Source organism: Saccharomonospora xinjiangensis XJ-54 (assembly GCF_000258175.1).
Classification (GTDB): domain Bacteria; phylum Actinomycetota; class Actinomycetes; order Mycobacteriales; family Pseudonocardiaceae; genus Saccharomonospora; species Saccharomonospora xinjiangensis.
In genome coordinates, this window is sequence record NZ_JH636049.1 from 2,622,810 (window position 1) to 2,639,319 (window position 16,510).

At 70.3% G+C, this 16,510-nt stretch carries 13 protein-coding genes and 1 tRNA gene; 8 read left to right on the top strand and 6 right to left on the bottom strand.

Annotated features, from left to right (window positions below; all coding sequences use genetic code 11):
- Positions 1–5: 5 nt before the first annotated feature.
- The gene (locus SACXIDRAFT_RS11650; protein WP_006238757.1) at positions 6–1,640 is read right to left on the bottom strand and encodes an ABC transporter permease; all 1,635 of its coding nucleotides are present in this window, start codon (positions 1,638–1,640) and stop codon (positions 6–8) included.
- Positions 1,637–2,560 carry an ABC transporter ATP-binding protein gene (locus SACXIDRAFT_RS11655; RefSeq protein ID WP_006238758.1) on the bottom strand — a complete coding sequence of 308 codons (924 nt, stop codon included), beginning with the start codon at positions 2,558–2,560 and terminating at the stop codon, positions 1,637–1,639. The genes SACXIDRAFT_RS11650 and SACXIDRAFT_RS11655 overlap by 4 nt, the downstream gene beginning before the upstream one ends.
- A gap of 65 nt (positions 2,561–2,625) precedes the next feature.
- Here SACXIDRAFT_RS11655 and SACXIDRAFT_RS11660 point away from each other — a divergent pair, with 65 nt between their 5' ends.
- From SACXIDRAFT_RS11660 to SACXIDRAFT_RS11670, 3 genes are all read left to right on the top strand, one after another.
- Positions 2,626–3,135 (top strand): GbsR/MarR family transcriptional regulator, encoded by a 510-nt coding sequence (locus SACXIDRAFT_RS11660; protein WP_006238759.1) that lies wholly within the window; start codon positions 2,626–2,628, stop codon positions 3,133–3,135.
- Between the two features lie 259 nt (positions 3,136–3,394).
- Complete coding sequence (locus SACXIDRAFT_RS11665) at positions 3,395–4,090, top strand: class I SAM-dependent methyltransferase (protein ID WP_006238760.1); 696 nt, start codon at positions 3,395–3,397, stop codon at positions 4,088–4,090.
- Positions 4,091–4,246: 156 nt separating this feature from the next.
- A complete protein-coding gene (locus SACXIDRAFT_RS11670) occupies positions 4,247–4,480 on the top strand; it encodes an antitoxin (protein WP_006238761.1) in 234 nt (77 codons plus the stop codon).
- 6 nt (positions 4,481–4,486) lie between these two features.
- On the opposite strand, the gene SACXIDRAFT_RS11675 is transcribed toward SACXIDRAFT_RS11670, so the two are convergent.
- Positions 4,487–5,470, bottom strand: coding sequence for a prephenate dehydrogenase (locus SACXIDRAFT_RS11675; RefSeq protein ID WP_006238762.1), 984 nt, complete (start codon positions 5,468–5,470; stop codon positions 4,487–4,489).
- A 158-nt stretch (positions 5,471–5,628) separates the two neighbouring features.
- Positions 5,629–6,861 (bottom strand): M20 metallopeptidase family protein, encoded by a 1,233-nt coding sequence (locus SACXIDRAFT_RS11680; protein WP_006238763.1) that lies wholly within the window; start codon positions 6,859–6,861, stop codon positions 5,629–5,631.
- A 73-nt stretch (positions 6,862–6,934) separates the two neighbouring features.
- On the opposite strand from SACXIDRAFT_RS11680, the gene SACXIDRAFT_RS11685 reads away from it, so the two are divergent.
- From SACXIDRAFT_RS11685 to SACXIDRAFT_RS11700, 4 genes are all read left to right on the top strand, one after another.
- Positions 6,935–7,417, top strand: coding sequence for a tRNA adenosine deaminase-associated protein (locus SACXIDRAFT_RS11685; RefSeq protein WP_006238764.1), 483 nt, complete (start codon positions 6,935–6,937; stop codon positions 7,415–7,417).
- 11 nt (positions 7,418–7,428) lie between these two features.
- A complete protein-coding gene (locus SACXIDRAFT_RS11690) occupies positions 7,429–7,908 on the top strand; it encodes a nucleoside deaminase (RefSeq protein WP_006238765.1) in 480 nt (159 codons plus the stop codon).
- A 24-nt stretch (positions 7,909–7,932) separates the two neighbouring features.
- A tRNA-Ser gene (locus SACXIDRAFT_RS11695) sits at positions 7,933–8,022 on the top strand.
- Between the two features lie 165 nt (positions 8,023–8,187).
- On the top strand, positions 8,188–10,899 hold the full coding sequence (locus SACXIDRAFT_RS11700) for a PQQ-dependent sugar dehydrogenase (RefSeq protein ID WP_006238766.1): 2,712 nt from the start codon (positions 8,188–8,190) through the stop codon (positions 10,897–10,899).
- Here SACXIDRAFT_RS11700 and SACXIDRAFT_RS11705 read toward each other — a convergent pair.
- Both SACXIDRAFT_RS11705 and SACXIDRAFT_RS11710 read right to left on the bottom strand, forming a co-directional pair.
- Positions 10,886–13,408, bottom strand: coding sequence for a helix-turn-helix domain-containing protein (locus SACXIDRAFT_RS11705; protein WP_006238767.1), 2,523 nt, complete (start codon positions 13,406–13,408; stop codon positions 10,886–10,888). The genes SACXIDRAFT_RS11700 and SACXIDRAFT_RS11705 overlap by 14 nt on opposite strands.
- Positions 13,408–14,721: an Hsp70 family protein gene (locus SACXIDRAFT_RS11710; protein WP_006238768.1), complete on the bottom strand. Its 1,314-nt coding sequence runs from the start codon at positions 14,719–14,721 to the stop codon at positions 13,408–13,410. Before SACXIDRAFT_RS11710 ends, SACXIDRAFT_RS11705 begins: the two co-directional genes overlap by 1 nt.
- Before the next feature lie 276 nt (positions 14,722–14,997).
- Between SACXIDRAFT_RS11710 and SACXIDRAFT_RS11715 the strand changes: the two genes are divergently transcribed.
- Positions 14,998–16,500: an IniB N-terminal domain-containing protein gene (locus SACXIDRAFT_RS11715; RefSeq protein ID WP_006238769.1), complete on the top strand. Its 1,503-nt coding sequence runs from the start codon at positions 14,998–15,000 to the stop codon at positions 16,498–16,500.
- Positions 16,501–16,510 lie beyond the last annotated feature (10 nt).

Here is a 16,510-nt window from a genome sequence, read left to right on the forward strand (position 1 = left end):
AAGCCTCACCCGATGTCGCGGCTGCGGAACCGGGCGATGCCTGCTGCTGTGAGGGCGACGGCGGCCAGCGTCAGCCACACCATCGGCGTCGCCGTGACCTCCACGCTCGGAACCTTCGGGACGTGCTGGAACGGCGACAGGTTGAGCACGGCCTGGCTGAGGTCGAGCACGGGGCCGAACATCGAGAGCAGCAGCAGAACGGCCGCCACCGCCCACGCCCCCGCCGTGTAGGAGGGAAGGATCCCGAACAGCGTGACCGCCACGCCAGCGACGACGAACACGGCAGGCAGTTGCACGAGGCAGGCCAGGAGCACGTCCGGTGTCTGCCCCGCGACGTCGCCGACCCTGACGCCGTGTGCGAGACCCATGCCGAGTCCGGCCACCACCATCAGCGCGACGCCGCCGCCGAACACGAACACCAGGTGCCCCGCGATCCACCTGAGCCGGGAGACTCCGGTGGTCAGCAGCGGTTCGGCACGCAGGCCGGTCTCCTCCGACCGCATCCGCACAGCCGCCTGCACGACGAAGAGTGCGGCCACCATGCCGAGGACACCAGCCGACGACGCGAGGTAGGCGTCGATGACGCCTTGACTGCCGCCCATCCTCGCCAGCATCTCGCGCATCTGGTCGTTGTCGCCCACGATGTCGCCGATGTCGGCGGCCAATGCGCCGAAAAGCACGCTCAGCAACGCGAAACCGACCACCCACCCGGTGAGCGTTCCCTTGTGCAGACGCGTGGACAGCGCGAACGCCGTGCGAAGGCGTTGTCCCGCGGTGGCGGGGCCGAGCGAGGCAGGCATCAGTCCGAGCCCGATGTCCCGCCTGCGTTGCAGCGCGTACGCGACGGCGACGAGCACACCGGTGACGAGCAACGGGATCGTCAACACCCAGAACCGGTCTCCCGCGAACGCACGGGCCTGGCTCGCCCAGCCGATGGGTGACAGCCAGGACAACCAGGTGACGTCGGCGGCGTCCCCGACGGCCCGCAACGCGAAGGCGACCCCGAGCGCCGCTCCCGCGAGCCCGTTCGCCGTCCTGGAATACTCGGCGAGCTGGGCGGTGATCGCGGCGATACCGGTGAAGACGAGCGCCACGGCGGCGAGCCCGAGCCCGAAGGCGAACGACCCCGCCGCGTCGAGGCCACCCGCGATCAGCGCCCCCGCAGTGGCGATCCCGGTGAGCAGGGCGAAACCAGCACTGACGACGAGGGACGCGGTGAGCGGTGCCTGCCTGCCGACCACAGTGGACGACAGCAGTTCCTGCCTCCCTGTGTCTTCCTCCTGCCTTGTGTGCCGCACCATCGTGAACACGCACACCAGTGCGAGGAACACCGACAGCATCGTGCCGAACCGCCACGCGGTGAAGCCGCCTGCCGTGGAGAGGTCGTGAGCGGGGCCGTACAGCAACGCGATCGAAGGGTTGTCGCCGAGGCTGGTGGTGAGCGCTGCTCGTTGCGCGGGGTTCGGGTAGAGCTCCTCGTACGCGCCGACGCTCGCCATGGGCAGACCGGCGATCACGACGATCCAGAGCGGCAGCATCAACCTGTCGCGGCGAAGAGCGAGCCGGACGAGGTGGCCGGTCCCGGTGAGTGTTCCTCCTCCGGCACCTGAGGCGGAGCGAGGGAGAGTCGCGGTGGTCACGACGCAGCCACCTCGTTCGCCGTGCCGACCTCGTCGGCCGAGCCGGTGTAGTGCCGCAGGAACAGCTCCTCCAGCGTGGGCGGCTGGCTGGTGAGGCTGTGCACGCCGATGGAGGTGAGTGTGCGCAGCGCGCCGTCGAGCGCGTCGCTCTCGACGGCGAACCGCACCTTGCTGCCCTCCACCTGGAGGTCGTGCACGGTGCGCAGGTTCGTCAGGCCGTCGGGCGGCCCCGCGAGGTCGGCTGTGATCGTGGTGCGGGTGAGGTGGCGCAGTTGGGCGAGCGTGCCGGACTCGACCGTCTTGCCTGCCCTGATGATGCTGACGCGATCGCAGAGGTCCTCGACCTCGGAGAGGATGTGACTCGACAACAGCACCGTGCGGCCACGATCGCGTTCCTGGCGGATGACGTCTCGGAACGTGGCCTCCATCAGCGGGTCGAGCCCGGATGTCGGTTCGTCGAGTACCAGCAGCTCGACGTCCGAGGCCAGCGCGGCGATGAGCGCGACCTTCTGCCGGTTGCCCTTCGAGTAGGCGCGGCCCTTCTTCCTGGGGTCGAGGTCGAACCGTTCGATCAACTCGGCGCGCCTGCGGGAGTCGAGGCCGCCTCTCAGCCGCCCGAGCAGGTCGATGACCTCACCACCGCTCAGCGTCGGCCACAGGTTCACGTCGCCGGGCACGTAGGCGAGTCGGCGGTGCAGCTTCGTCGCGTCCCGCCAGGGATTTCCGCCGAGCAGCGTCACCGCTCCGCCGTCGGCCTTCAGCATGCCGAGCAGAACCCGGATGGTGGTTGACTTCCCCGACCCGTTGGGGCCGAGGAAACCGTGGACCTCACCGGTCGCCACGGTGAGGTCGAGGCCGTCGAGGGCGACGGTGGGGCCGAACGTCTTGCGCAGCCCTGATATGGAGATGCAGTTACCCATACGATGGAACATACACTTGATTCACAAAGTTGTGAATCTTTGGAAGATTGAGAGAGTGGTTGACGATGTCGAGCAGGCCGCAGTCGCAGCGGGACCCGAGTGTGCGCGAGGACGACTCCGTGCGCTCCTACGTGGAGAAACTCGCCATCACCCTGACCGAGGTCGGGCTACAGCGCACGGCCGCGAGGGTGTTCGCCGCGCTCACGGTGTCGCAGAGCGGCCGGATGACCGCGGGAGAACTCGCCGAGGCGCTGTCCATCAGCCCAGCGGCCGTCTCCGGTGCGGTGCGGCACTTGGAACAGATGGGCATGGTCGCGAGGGAACGCCTTCCCGGCGAGCGTCGTGATCACTACCGGCTCTACGACGACCTCTGGTACGCCTCCTTCCTCAAACGTGACCGCATGCTCACAATGTGGCGGGACGCCACAGCCGACGGGATCGATGCCGTCGGAGCCGACACCCCTGCCGGGCGGCGGCTGGCCGAGATGGCCGACTTCCTCGACTTCCTCGTCACCGAGATCCCCGCCCTCTTCGACCGGTGGCACGAGGAACGCGCCAGCCGTACGAAAGCGTGAACGCCGCGCCGCGCCAGGTCGCCAGGCGTCCGTTGATCCCTTCCACGCTCGGGATTCACACAGGGGTGCGGTGAGCGCCGCGTTTCGCGGGCGAACTGCTGTCGGCGCGCCGCTCACCTGCCCCGCCGCGTCGTGCCGGATGTCGCTCCGTCGGTCGGCGTCGTGGCCGGAATGCCCTGTGTGTCCTCATCGTCACGGTGGGCAAGGTGTCGGATACCGGCTGTGGTGCCTCAATCGGTGATCCATAGTGTTCGCGGTCATGGAGACGACACACACCACATCAGCGACACCCGCGAGCAGGCTCGCCTTCCTGCGCGAGGCGAGCCGGACGCAGCGCACCACCGGAGCGATCGCCCCCAGCAGCGCCCGCCTCGCAGCCCGGCTCGCCGAACCACTGGCACTGGAGCGGCGCGGGTCCCGCCGCCCGCTCTCGGTGCTGGAGGTCGGCGCCGGAACGGGCTCGGTGACACGCACGCTGGCCCGGCTCTCCCGCCAAGGTGACCGCTTGGACGTGGTGGAGCTCAACCCGAGGTTCGTCGATCTGCTCGGCCGCGCCATGGTGACGGACCCCGTGCTGTCCACCGCGCCGGGGGACATCAGGATCCTCGCCGGGTCGATCACCGAACTGGAACTGGGCGGCCGCTACGACGTGATCATCTCCTGCCTGCCCTTCGCCAATTTCGAACCCGGCCAGGTCAGGGAGATCATGGATCGCTATCTCTCCCTGCTCGTTCCCGGTGGCCGTCTGTCGTACTTCCGTTACCTGGGCGCACGCGCGGTGCGGACGGTGCTGCCGGGCAGGGCGGAGGCGGTGCGGTACCGGTCGGTGGCAACCCTCCTCGCCGGGTTCGAGTCACGTTACGGCGCGGGCGGAAGTGTGGTGTGGGGGAATCTGCCTCCTGCCCGCGTCGTGCACCTGCGGTCGGCACGGATACCCGCTATCGACGCCGCGTGACTTTCGGGAGCTTGCCGCAGGCTGGTCTTTTCCGTGCCTGCCTGCGGCGATCGCCCCTTGGGGCCGCGAGGCGCGACCTTCGCTGTCGAGTCTCGCCGATGCCGCCGGTGCGGCGCTCGCGTTGCGAGTTCCCGCCGATGCTGGTCCATTGGTCGTATGGGCATCAACTTCAATGAGCTGAAGCACAAGGCGCAGGACGCGCTGACCAAGAACAGCGACAAGATCGAGCAGGGGCTCGACAAGGCGAGCGGGGCAGCCAAGTCCCGATTCGGCAAACAGTCGAGCAAGATCGACTCGGCCACCGAGAAGGCCAGGAAGTTCCTGCACAAGAACACCGGTGGCGGTGACACCGGGCAGGGCGGTTCGCAGCCTCCGCCTCCCCGGCCCTGACGCGATTCAGGGCACTTCGGCGACGACCGCGTCGCCCTCGACGGCCGTGATGCGGCCACCGCGCTCGCCGACGGCGCGCAGCGCGTGGCGGGCATCGGGGGCCGCAAGGCGCACCCGCAAGGTCGTCCTCGGAGCGAGGCGCTGCTCGGCGATCCGCCGCACGGCCTCGTGGCCGGTCTGGACGGTGGAGGCCAGCCCTCCCGTCGAGGCGAGTGAGCCGCGCGCCGCTCCGAGCGCGCCGAGCGCCTCGTCGAGAACCGGGAGCAGCGCCTCGCGATTGCCCTCCGTCATGGCCCTGACGAGTTCGGGGCGCGTACCGGCCACGCGGGTGCCGTCGGTGAACGAACCGGCCGCGAGCGCAGCCGCGACAGGGCCGCCTGCCGCGCCGACGGCCGCGAGCACCGCCGCCATCAGGTGTGGAAGGTGCGAGATGCGCGCCGCCGTTTCGTCGTGCGTCTCGGAGTCCAGCGGCACCACGCGCGCACCGAAGTCGAGCGCGAGGGCAGCCACTTCCTTCCAGGCCATCAGGTCGGTGTCCTCCTCCACCGTGGTGACCCATGCGGCGCCGTCGAACAGTCCTTCCGTGGCCGCGGGCCAGCCGGACTCCGCCGTCCCCGCCATGGGGTGGCCGCCGACGAACGTCACCGACGGCGCCACCTCCCTGACCGCGTCCCTCACCGGTGCCTTCACGCTCGTGACGTCAGTGAGCAGGCATCCCGGCGCGTGTTCCTCCACGAGTGCGAGTACCGGCCGGACAGCGGTCAGCGGGACGGCGAGCACCACGACGGCGTCGGTGAGAGCCGCCCTTCGCAGTGCATCGGCCACGTCGGCGCTCGCGTCGTAGCCGTCGGCGCTGGCTGTGTCGGCATCCGATCCCGGAACCGGCCCCGACACCGCCGCCGCGCCCCAGGACTTGCGACCCGAGGTGACGGCGGCACGTAGCACCGACCCGCCGATCAATCCGAGTCCGATCACACACACGTCGCGCACGGTGTCCGTCCTGTCTGTCGTGTCCGCTCTGTCCACGGGGCGGAGCCACCGGGTCCACTGGAGCCACTAGAGCCACCACTGGAGCCACTAGAGCCACCGGAGCCACCGGGTTCACCGCCCGCCCCTCGCGCCACCTATCCTGCCGTGCCTTTCGCGTGTCACTTGCGCAGGCAGTCGAGCGCGTAGGCCGCGTACATGGCGACGCCGTGGGCGAGGGCGGCCTCGTCGTAGCGCACGCGGTTGGAATGGTTGGGCGGGGCCTCGGCCGGATCGAGGTCTGGCGGGCATGCCCCGAGGAAGGCGAACGCGCCGGGAACACGCTGCAACACGTAGGAGAAGTCCTCCGCGCCCATGATCGGGTTCGGCATGTGCTGCGAACGCTCGACGCCGAGCACCTCGGCCGCGAGGTCGAGCACCCGCTGGGTTTCGGTCTCGTCGGTCACGGTGACGGGGAAGCCCGGCGTCACGTCGGCGACCACCCTGCAACCGTGTGCCTCGCCGATCTGCTCACTCACCCTCGGAACGTCCTTGCGCAGCTGCGCACGGGTGTGTTCGGACAGCGTCCGGATGGTGCCCTCCAGCTCGGCGGACTCGGGGATCACGTTGCTGGTCGTCCCTCCCGCGATCCGGGTGACGCTGACGACGGCGGGGTCGAACACGTTCACCGTCCTGGTCACGCGGGCCTGCAACGCCGTGACGATCTCCGCGGCGGCGGGGATCGGGTCAACGGCGCTGTGTGGCATGGAGCCGTGACCTCCCTTGCCGATCACGCGCACCGCGAAACTGTCGGCAGAGGCCAGCACAGGCCCCGATCTCGTGGTGACGACGCCGGTGGGCAGGTTGGCGAAGGTGTGGATGGCGAAGGCGCTACGGACGCGGGTGCCTGCCGCGTCGAGCACCCGCTCGTGGATCATGTGCCTTGCGCCGTGGTAGCCCTCCTCGCCCGGCTGGAACATGAACACCACGGAGCCTGCCAGCTCATCGACATGCTCGGAGAGAAGCCGGGCGGCACCCGCGAGCATGGCCACGTGCGTGTCGTGACCGCAGGCGTGCATGACGCCAGGCACCTCGGACGCGAAGTCGAGCCCGGTCTCCTCGTGCACGGGTAGGGCGTCCATGTCGGCCCGCAGCAGCACGGCTGGCCCTGGTTCGGCGCCCCGCAACACACCGGTGACGGACGTGGTCGTGGTGCCGAGCGTGGTCTCGATGGGAAGCCCGTCGAGCGCGTCGAGCACCGCTTGCTGGGTCACGGGGAGCTGGAGGCCCACCTCGGGATGCCGGTGAACGGCTCGCCGGAGTGCCACGGTGGTCGGCTGGAGCGTTCGCGCCTCGTCGAGCAAGCCCGCGAACCGGGCGTCGGGCAGCGAGGGCAGGTCGGTCGGTCCGGTCATGGACTCGATCCTGGCACGGTCGGCCATCCCACTTCGTCGTTCGGAAGGGCCATCCTCGGTATACGGTGGACACATGGCGGTGAAGGGGCAGGTCACGGGGTTCGCGGTGGCCGTCGTGCGGGAGGACGGCCGGTGGCGTTGCGACCGTCTCGACGACGCGGCGCTCACCGAACTGGACACCGCCATCACCGAGTTGCGGAAGCTTCGGTCAACCGGAGCGGTGTTCGCGTTGCTGGCTGTGGACGACGAGTTCTTCGTCATCGTCAGGCCCACCCCGACAGGTGTGTCGCTGCTGCTTTCCGACGCGGCGGCGGCTCTCGACTACGACATCGCCGCCGACGTGCTCGACCTGTTGAGGGCCGACGCTCCCGATGACGACGACGACGCGGTGTGGCCTGAGGGTGACCTGGAGATCCTGGCCGATCTCGGCCTTCCGAAGCCGGAGCTGGAAGTCATCGTCAACGAGATCGAGTTATACCCCGACGAGCAGTTGCAGATGGTGGCGCAGCGGTGCGGCTTCGCAGACCAATACACGGCGGTGCTCGACGAACTGTGATCCCCGAAAGGATGGACCTCGACGCGGTGCGGGTCGCCATCGAATTCGCCCGGCGTGCGAGGGGCACGGCCGACGTTCCCATCGGCGCGGCGGTGTTCGACCCGGGAGGGCGGCTGCTGGCAGGAGCCCACAACGCCCGCGAGGAACTGGGTGATCCGACCGCGCACGCGGAGGTGCTGGCGCTGCGGGAGGCGGCGAAGGTGTACGGCGACGGCTGGCGGCTCGAGGGCTGCACGCTCGCGGTCACCGTGGAGCCGTGCACCATGTGCGCGGGTGCGCTGGTGCTCGCGCGGGTGGCACGGGTCGTGTTCGGTGCGTGGGAACCGAAGACGGGGGCGGCCGGCTCGTTGTGGGACGTCGTCCGCGACCGCAGGCTCAACCATCGCCCCGAGGTGCACGGTGGTGTGCTCGAAACCGAGTGTTCGGCGCTGCTCGACGACTTCTTCTCCGAGCACAGGAACTCCTCGCGGGACCCGTCGTCGATCAGCTGAGGACCATGCAGTAACGTAGTCGGCGGTAGCGTGTCCGAGCGGCCGAAGGAGCACGACTCGAAATCGTGTGACGGTTGACCCCGTCCGTGGGTTCAAATCCCACCGCTACCGCCACGAAAGCCGGGTGATCCGACGGGTCACCCGGCTTTGTTCGTTCTCGAGCCCCGCGTGACGTGGTTCCGCTCGAACGAGTGGGCGTCTTCCCCCTGCCAGGGCCGGAAACTACACGATCGGCGTGTCAGTGGAAACGTCTTCGCTGCCCCCGGCGAAGGTGACGGCATGTGGTCTGATGGAAACCGCTTGTACACACGCCTGGTCGCCGCCGTCACCGCGACGGTGCTGGCAACCGGTCTCACCACCGCGCTCGGCGCGGCCGGGGGCGGCCCTGCGCTGGCGGAGGAACCGCACCTACCCGGCGGTTTCTCGTTGCGGGAGTCGCCGAGCGGCCAGAAACCGGGAAACCTCACCGACTTCGCCTACCTCCCCGACGGGAGCGTGCTCACCACCGGCAAGACGGGAACGGTCGCCTGGGTGTCGGCGGACGGCAGGTCCAAGACCCTGCGCACTCTCTCCGTCGAGTCGCAACAGGACCTGGGGCTGGTGGGAATCGCGGTCGCGGCCGACTACGCGACGTCCCGTCACGTCTACCTCGCCAGGTCGGTGCCGAAGGGCGGCGGGTCGTACGACCTGACGCTGGCGAGGTGGGAGGTCACGGGCACGGGCGAGCCAGCGGGCCTGCGCGGTGAGAGGGAACTGCTGCGTGTGCCCGGTGACGCGAACGTGCACGGCATCACGGGAATCGTGCCTGGCGAGGACGGCACCATCTGGGTGTCCGTCGGCGACGTCGCGAGCTACACCAAGACCGACCGCCTCGCACTGCGGGCACAGCAGCCCAACGCGGTGCAGGGCAAGATCCTCCACCTCACCTCGGACGGCCGGGGGGTCGAGACCAACCCGTTCTACGATCCGGCCAAACCCGACGCTGTCCGCAGCAAGGTCTTCGCGAGCGGATTCCGGAGTCCTTTCCGGCTCTCTCTCGACCCGCGCACCGGCCTGCCCATCCTCGGCGACGTGGGCTGGAACCGGTGGGAGGAGGTGAACCTCGTCCAGCCCGGCAGGGACTACGGCTGGCCGTGCTGGGAGGGCACCGAACCCACCCGAGGCTACCGTGATCTGCCCGAGTGCGAGGACGCGCCCAACACGCCTCCGCTCGTGAAGTTCCGCCACGGCAAGGGAACGGAGAAGGCCAACAGCCTCACCGGCGGTGTCGTCTACACGGGATCGAGCTATCCCGCGCAGTACCGGGGCGCGTACTTCTTCGGCGACTACACCCACCAGAAGCTGTGGTCGATCCGCTACGACCACCAGGGCAGGCTGACGCAGCCGCCGCAAAACCCTCCTCTCGCGACGAACGTGGGCCGTCCCGTGAAGTTCGGCACCGCGGAGGGCGGCGACATCGTGTTCGCCGACATCGCGTCGGGGAAGCTGAAGCGCCTCGTCTACGAGGACGGCAACCAGGCCCCGGTGGCGCGGATCGGGATCGAGACCGACCCGGAGACGCGCACGGTGTCGTTCGACGGTTCCGATTCCTTCGACTTCGACGGCGACCGCCTGACGTACTCGTGGAACTTCGGAGACGGAAGCACCGCGAAGGGCAGGCAGGTGAAGCACACCTACGGCGAGCCGGCGGAGCGGTTCACGGCCACGCTCACGGTCACCGATCCCTCGGGAGCGCGAGGGAAGGCTGAGGTCACCGTCGTGCCGGGCAACCACACGCCGGTGTTGCGGGCCGAGGTACGGGACGGGCTTACGTACGCGGTGGGCGAGCGTGTGTCGGTGAGAGCCGTCGCCACCGACGTCGAGGACGGAGCGCTCGGCGTGCGCTGGCAGGCCACGGTGGTGCACTGCCCCGAGCGGGAGACCTGCCACGCTCACCCGACGGAATCGGGTGAGGGGACGAGGTTCTCGGTGGCATTCACCGACCATCCCGACTCCCACATGGAGCTGACGGCGACGGCCACCGACAGCGAGGGTGTTTCGAGCACCTACACCTACGAGGCACTGCCGAGGGAGCACCGCCTGACCCTGTCGAGCACCGTCCCGGCAGCGGTGGAGGTCACCAGCGAGGGCGACGGCGACACCTCGGGAGGCACGGCAGGCACTGCCATGGTCACCGAGGGCGCCACCGTGGGCATCACCGCGGCGCGGACGGCGGCCGACGGGGCCTCGGTGTTCTCGGAGTGGGACGACGGCGTGTCCGAGCGCGCCCGCACGATCACGATGCCCAGCGAGGACACCACTGTGCACGCGGTCTACGCCACCCCCGTGGAACAGCGATACGACGCCGAACCCGAGCTGAGGGAGGTGCTGGGCGCACCGAACGGGCCTGTGGTGATCGACGGGGGCGTCTACTACCGGGAGCACGCCGAAGGGCGGCTGTACTGGTCGGCGCGTTCGGGAACCCACGAGGTACACGGTCCGATCGCGGAGAAGTACCTCGCCCTCGGAGGGCACGAGCGGTTCGGGCCGCCGACCACCGATCAGACCGTGACCCCCGACGGCCGGGGCAGATTCAACCACTTCCTCGGCACGCCGTACACGCGCGCCGCGTCCGTCTACTGGACGCCGAGGACCGGAGCGAACGCGGTCTGGGGCGAGGTCCGCAAACGCTGGGCGGCCATGAAGTGGGAGAGAGGACCGCTGGGCTATCCGGTCACCGACGAGCGCAGGACCCCGGACGGGATCGGCCGGTACAACCACTTCAGCAAGCGCGGTTCCGTCTATTGGACGCCGCGCACGGGCGCGCACGCGGTGTACGGGGCGATCAGGGCGCGGTGGGCGGCACTCGGCTGGGAGCGCTCGTATCTCGGCTACCCGGTGCGCGGCGAATACCCGGTGCCGGGTGGCAGGCGAGGTGACTTCCAGGGCGGTTCTCTCACGTGGCTGGCCGACGGTGACAGGGTGGTCGAGCGCCGCGCTAGCTCGTCGTGACGAACTCGCGCAGGCGATCCAGCAGGTCGGCGCGGCTGGTGGCTCCGAGGCGTTGCCGCATGCGGGCCATGTGGTGCTCGACAGTCTTGGCCGAGATGAACAGCCGGTCGCCGACCTGCCGGTACGTCAGGCCAGACACCACCAGTTCCGCCACCTGGCGTTCCCGTTCGCTCAAGCCACCCGGATCGGCGCGGGGCGCGGGACGCGAGGCACCGGCGGCAGGCCCGCCCTGCAATGCGCGAGCCCTTTCGAGCAGGGACACCATCGCGGCGCGATCCGTGGTCCGGATGGCGGCCTGCCCGGCCAGCCGCGCGGCGTCCCAGTGCAACCCGGTGTCGTGCAGCGCTCCGGCCGCTGCTTCGACGCGTGCGGCATCGACGGCTCCGCCGAGGATGTCGATCCAGCACGTCGCGGCCTCGGCGATCGCCCTGTGGTAACCGGTGTGATCACCGAGGCGGTCCGCGCACCGCGACAGCGCCATCGCGTGTTCGGCCGCCTCGTCCCGGCGATCGGCCGTGATGGCGGCGTGCAGACCACTCCAGTGCAGCGTGGCCGACCACAAGGGTGGATCGCCCAGCGCGCCGAGCAACGCGCGCATCCTGCCGAGTTGGTGTGTGAGGCGCTCCGATTCACCGAGCCGCGCAGCGGCGATGGCGAGTTCGCCGAGCGGCAGGATGGTGAACAGGTCCACCCGCAGGCGGAGCACGGCCTCGCGAACGTCGGCCCAGACCGTGCGCAGTGCGCCGAGGTCGCTGGTTCTGCGGGCCAGTCCCGCGCGAAGACTCGAGGAAAGGAGCCAGTCGCGGGGTGTCGGCTCGCCGTCCACCGTCGCGAGTGTGCGGGTGGCCGAGTCCGTATCTCCTCGCAGCATGGCGATCCAGGCCGTGAGGAGGAGGTGCCTGCTGCGTGCGGTGTGTCCGCCGACCTCTGTCTCGACGGCCTGCTGGAGCAGGGTTTCCGCCAGCGGAAGCTCCCCGCACTGCATCCCGACGAGCGCACCCACCGCTGCGGGAGTGTCGGGGAGGAAAAGGGAACGCCCGACAGGGCCGAGTGTCTCCGCGGCGTCGGCCAGTGTGGACAGCGCGAGGGAAGGTTCCGAGGTCACCGACTCGACGGTGCCTCGGACGAGGGCCGACATCGCCCCGGTGACCAGAGTCGGTGGCTCCCCTTGTGCTGACCCGGATGCGGCGGTATCGAGCAGTGCTTCCGCCTCGGCCAACCCGCCGTCTCGCACCGCGACCAGTGCGGCGTTGAGGTGTGACAGCCGGGTCGCGGACCACCGGTACATCTCGCGGGCTCGCTCGTTCTGGCCTTTGTGGACGAACGCTGTGGCCGCCGTCCCAGCCGCGTGGGCCCTGCCCTCGGCGTCGGGGTCGGCGATCACCTGATCGGCCAGCCGGAGCGCCGTGTCGAGGTCACCGGACCTCGCGGCGACTTCCGCCCATCGGCAACCGAGTGCCGTCGGCGAACGACCGGCCCGCGTCGCCGCCGCGTACAGGGTCGCGGCGAGGGCGGGATCGTCTTCGGCCGCCTCGTCGGCGGCGGCTTCGAACGCCTCCGCCAGCTCAGCCCCTCCGAGTTCGCTGCCGAGCAGCGGACGCACCAGATCGAGCACAGGACCCTCACGGTCGAGTTGGAGCCGCACCAGCCGGTGTGACACGGCGAGCCTTCGCTCCTCGGGAACGAGCACCCGCAGCGCCTGCGACACCAGGGGCAGCGGAGTGCCGTCGTGCGTGAGCAGCCCGCAGGCCCTTGCCGCGTCCACCGCGCGCGCCACACCGTCGTGGTCGGTGCCGAGCACACCGGCGAGCAGGTTCACGTCAAGTCCGGCCCCTGATGTGGCCGCGAGCAGCAGGGACAGCAGATCCCGTGGCAGCCGGTCGAGGTCGGGGCGGAACTCCGCGAGCACGGACGGCGGAAGGCCGGTGGCGTCGGGCCGTACGGCGGCGGCCGGTTCGGTTCTCAGCGCCTCCGCGAGCCTCACGACGAACCCTGGGACTCCGAGCGTCTGTGCCCGCACGAGTTCGGCGAGCCCGGCCCTTTCGCGGCCGAGCAGCGCCGCGACGCGGCGGGTATCGAGTGGCCGCAGCACGACCTGCCCTCGCAGCCTGGACAGAACCCTGTTCAGTGCCGGAGGCCGCGGCCACGGTCTCGCGGCGATGACCAGGCCGGTGACCTCGTCCCCGGTCCGCTCGTACAGCTCGGCGAGCGCGGTCTCGTCGGCCTCGTGCGCGTCGTCGGCGAGAATCAGCTCCGCTGTGCCGAGGTCCTGTTGTCCGAACCACGCCACCGTGCCGCCCCTGGCCTCGACGCGACGCGCCACCTGGTGCAGAACGGCCGTCTTGCCGTACCCGCCCGGTGCCACGACGGCCAGCCTCACCGGCGCGAGCGCGCCGTCCGCGACGGCGGAGCACAGGTCGCGGGTCGGTCCGTCGAGCAACGGCTCGCGCGATCCGGGTGTGCGAAGGGCAGCGGGACGTGCTGGCGAGGCGACGTCGGAAGCCTGCATCAGCGTTCCTCGTCTCGGTCATGGGCTGAGCCGCTTCTGCGCGCCAGCGAGAACCGGCGGCGGGGCGGTTCGAGCGGGGTGATCTCGACGGGCGGTCGGCGAGGTGGTGGTTCGACAGCCTCACCGGCTTCGCCTTCGGTGCCGTCCCCGCGGCCCTGTTCCCCGTACCGGACCGGAAGGTCGTCGAGTTCGGGCGCGAGTGACGTCCCAGGCTTCTCCGGCTCGCTCACCCGCCCCTCCAACGGTTCCGGACCCCGGGCGGCGGCGGGCCGGGGACGCGGCCTCGGCCGTGCGGCCAGCGCCGCTCCTCTGCACAGTGCCGTGCCGGGATCGTGGTCTACCACGACAGGGCACGGAAGCATAGTGCGCGCGAGCGCGGCCGCGAGGGGAATCCTGGCGCTGCCGCCGACCAGCAGGGCCGCCGCGAGTTGCCCCTCGGGGACGGGTTCGAGCAGTGAGCGCAGTTTCCCGATGGCCGAGCGCAGTACCGGCGCGGCGAACTCCTCGAACTCCTGCCTGCTCAGCGACACCGTGTCGGTGACGAACACGTCTGTGGACGACGAGAGGCGTTCCTTCGCCGCGAGCGCTGCCGCCCGCAGCCTCCCCATGGCGTAGGGATCGTTGCCGTCGATGTCCGCGCGGTCGAGAACGTGCCGCACGACGAGGTCGTCCAGCCTGCACCCGGCCTCGTGCTCCGAGGACTTGTTGTGGGCGAGGAGTTCGACGCCGGCGGGAGTCCTGCGAAGCAGCGCCGTCTCGACGTGGACTCCGCCGATGGCGCACACGGCGAGCAGGCGGCCCGGCTCCACCGGCTCGCCGTCCGGCGAGGCGAGGTGGTTCTCCGCGGCGGCCACCGGACTCGGCAGTGCGAGCACGCCGGGGAGTTCGGCGGTGTCGAGTGCCTGGTGCAGCAGTCCACGGCGGTAGGAGGACCAGGACGGCGGATGGGTGACCACGATGCGCTCGGCGTGGGCGGCTTCGGCCTCCGCCACCCTGTCGGCGACCCAGCCGATCATCCCGGCCGCGAGGGTCTCGGCGGGGTAGGTCGCCTCGCCGAGCACGAACGGCACCGGGTCCCCTGTGCGGTGCAGTGGTGCCCTCGCCACCCTTTCCGGCTCTGTCACCGCCCTGTGCAGCGCCGCCTGGCCCACCAGCAGGTCACCCTGGTCCGACACGTGGAGCACGGATTCCGCCCATGGGGTTCGCCCCCCGATGGGGACTACCTCGGCAGAGGTCCAGACACCCCCTCGGTACCGGCAGACCGCCGCGCTCACCCGGGTGGCACCGAGATGTATCCCCAGGACATAGCGCATAGGCGGCGGTTTCCTCCCGGCTCGTCGCGACGGTCGGCTCCGGTGGGGATCACCCGGCCCGGAGCGGGTGCCTCCTTTCGTACCAAAGTCCTGACTCCGAATGACACCCCCGAATAGGCCGTCCGCCATCCCCTAAGCCCCTAACGCGAAGCCGGGGAGAGCGCGTCGAGAACCCGGTGTGCTCCCCGATGCCCTCGTGCGGCTCGCCTCCCTAGCGTCGGCTCCGCCGTCGCACGCGGCGACACGGACGTTTGCCTCATATCGAAGGAGAAACCCTTGATCCACGCACAGGGGGAGACGGAGACCGAGCAGGAAGTCACCGTCTCCGAGCCCTCGGCCGCCGCCCCACAGGAGCAGACGTTGCACGACTTCGTGCTCACCCTGCTGAACGACGCCACGGCCCGTGCCGCGTTCGCCCAGGACCCGGCGAGGGCGCTGGAGACGGCAGGACTTGGTGACATCACCGCCGAGGACGTGCAGGACGTGATCCCGCTGGTCATGGACTACAGCGGGCTTCCGGCTGCCGATGCCCTCGGGACAGTGGGCGCGGCCGGTGGCGCAGTGAGCGGTCTTGAGGGTGCCATCGAGCAGCTGAGGGGCGTTGCCGACGCGGCGGGCGACCGCGCGGACCTGGCGGGGACGGCAGGCCTTGACTCGGGTGTCGGCTCGATCGCCACCGGTGGCGCGGCCGCTCTCGACGGTGTGTCCGGCGTGCTGCGGTACGACACGGAGGCCGCTGCCGGTGAAGCCGCGGGCAGGCTCGGCGCGGACGGATTGAACGTCGGCTCCTACAGCGAAGGCTTGCTCGGCAAGGTCGCCGCTGTGGGTGGCGCGGGCCCGGACGGCGCGGGTGGACTGGCCAATGTGGACAGCGCGGCCGGTGGCGTCGGCGGCATGGTGGACGGCAGCCTCGACGGTGTGTCAGGCACCGGCAGCGTTGACACCTCCCCGCTCGACGCGGGTCTGTTCGGCGAGTTCAGTGGCGACGGTGCCGCCGGTGGCGCAGGCCTGCGCACCGACGCGGTGTCCCCCGAGGCAACGGGGATGCTGTCCGGCGACGGGTATGCCGCAGGCGGTTCGCTGGAGACCCCCTTCGGTACCTACGGCATCGACGTGGCCAACGAGGTGGGGCTCTCCCTTCCCGAGATCGAGACCACCGGCGACCTGGCCGACACCCTCGACACCGACACGATCACCAGGGGCAGCGAGGCCGCGGCCAGCACGGTGGCCACCTATGTCGCCTCCGGCGGCGCGGCATTGCACGGTGCGGTTCGCTCCACTGCGGGCGACCTGCCCGTTGACCTGCCCACGGAGCTGCCCTCGGCTGTTCCGGCCGGTGTTCCCTCGGAACTCCCGGTGAACGTGCCAGGCGCTGTCGCCGACGCGCCCTCGGTCGATGACACCGTGCTCTCGCAGCCGAGGAACCTCAACGAGGACGTCGAGGAGCCCGTCGAGGTCGCCGGTATCGGCACCGACCTCCCGAACGTGGCCGACTCGATCCGTGGCCTCGCTTCGGAGGTTCAGGACGGCCTCGGCAGCGTGCCAGGCCAGCTCGGTGCGGCGGTGCCGACGGGCGCGACGGAGGTGCCTGACCTTCCCGTGCTGAACCCGATGCCGGAGTCCGGCGACTACGCGGCCGACTCCGCGCACCAGGTGCACGAGGGTGCCGAGCGGGTGGCTGACACGGTGAGTGACAGCCCGCTGGGCGGTGTCGCCGAGAAGGGTCAGGATCTGCTGTCCGACGCGCCGGTCGTCGGTGATCTGGACCTCGGTCACTGACCCTCGGTGA

Bases quoted from the DNA above. Each gene is read 5' to 3' on its own strand.
- SACXIDRAFT_RS11655 (WP_006238758.1), bottom strand. From the start codon at position 2,560: ATGGGTAACTGCATCTCCATATCAGGGCTGCGCAAGACGTTCGGCCCC.
- SACXIDRAFT_RS11660 (WP_006238759.1), top strand. From the start codon at position 2,626: ATGTCGAGCAGGCCGCAGTCGCAGCGGGACCCGAGTGTGCGCGAGGAC.
- SACXIDRAFT_RS11665 (WP_006238760.1), top strand. From the start codon at position 3,395: ATGGAGACGACACACACCACATCAGCGACACCCGCGAGCAGGCTCGCC.
- SACXIDRAFT_RS11670 (WP_006238761.1), top strand. From the start codon at position 4,247: ATGGGCATCAACTTCAATGAGCTGAAGCACAAGGCGCAGGACGCGCTG.
- SACXIDRAFT_RS11680 (WP_006238763.1), bottom strand. From the start codon at position 6,861: ATGACCGGACCGACCGACCTGCCCTCGCTGCCCGACGCCCGGTTCGCG.
- SACXIDRAFT_RS11685 (WP_006238764.1), top strand. From the start codon at position 6,935: ATGGCGGTGAAGGGGCAGGTCACGGGGTTCGCGGTGGCCGTCGTGCGG.
- SACXIDRAFT_RS11690 (WP_006238765.1), top strand. From the start codon at position 7,429: ATGGACCTCGACGCGGTGCGGGTCGCCATCGAATTCGCCCGGCGTGCG.
- SACXIDRAFT_RS11700 (WP_006238766.1), top strand. From the start codon at position 8,188: ATGTGGTCTGATGGAAACCGCTTGTACACACGCCTGGTCGCCGCCGTC.
- SACXIDRAFT_RS11705 (WP_006238767.1), bottom strand. From the start codon at position 13,408: ATGCAGGCTTCCGACGTCGCCTCGCCAGCACGTCCCGCTGCCCTTCGC.
- SACXIDRAFT_RS11710 (WP_006238768.1), bottom strand. From the start codon at position 14,721: ATGCGCTATGTCCTGGGGATACATCTCGGTGCCACCCGGGTGAGCGCG.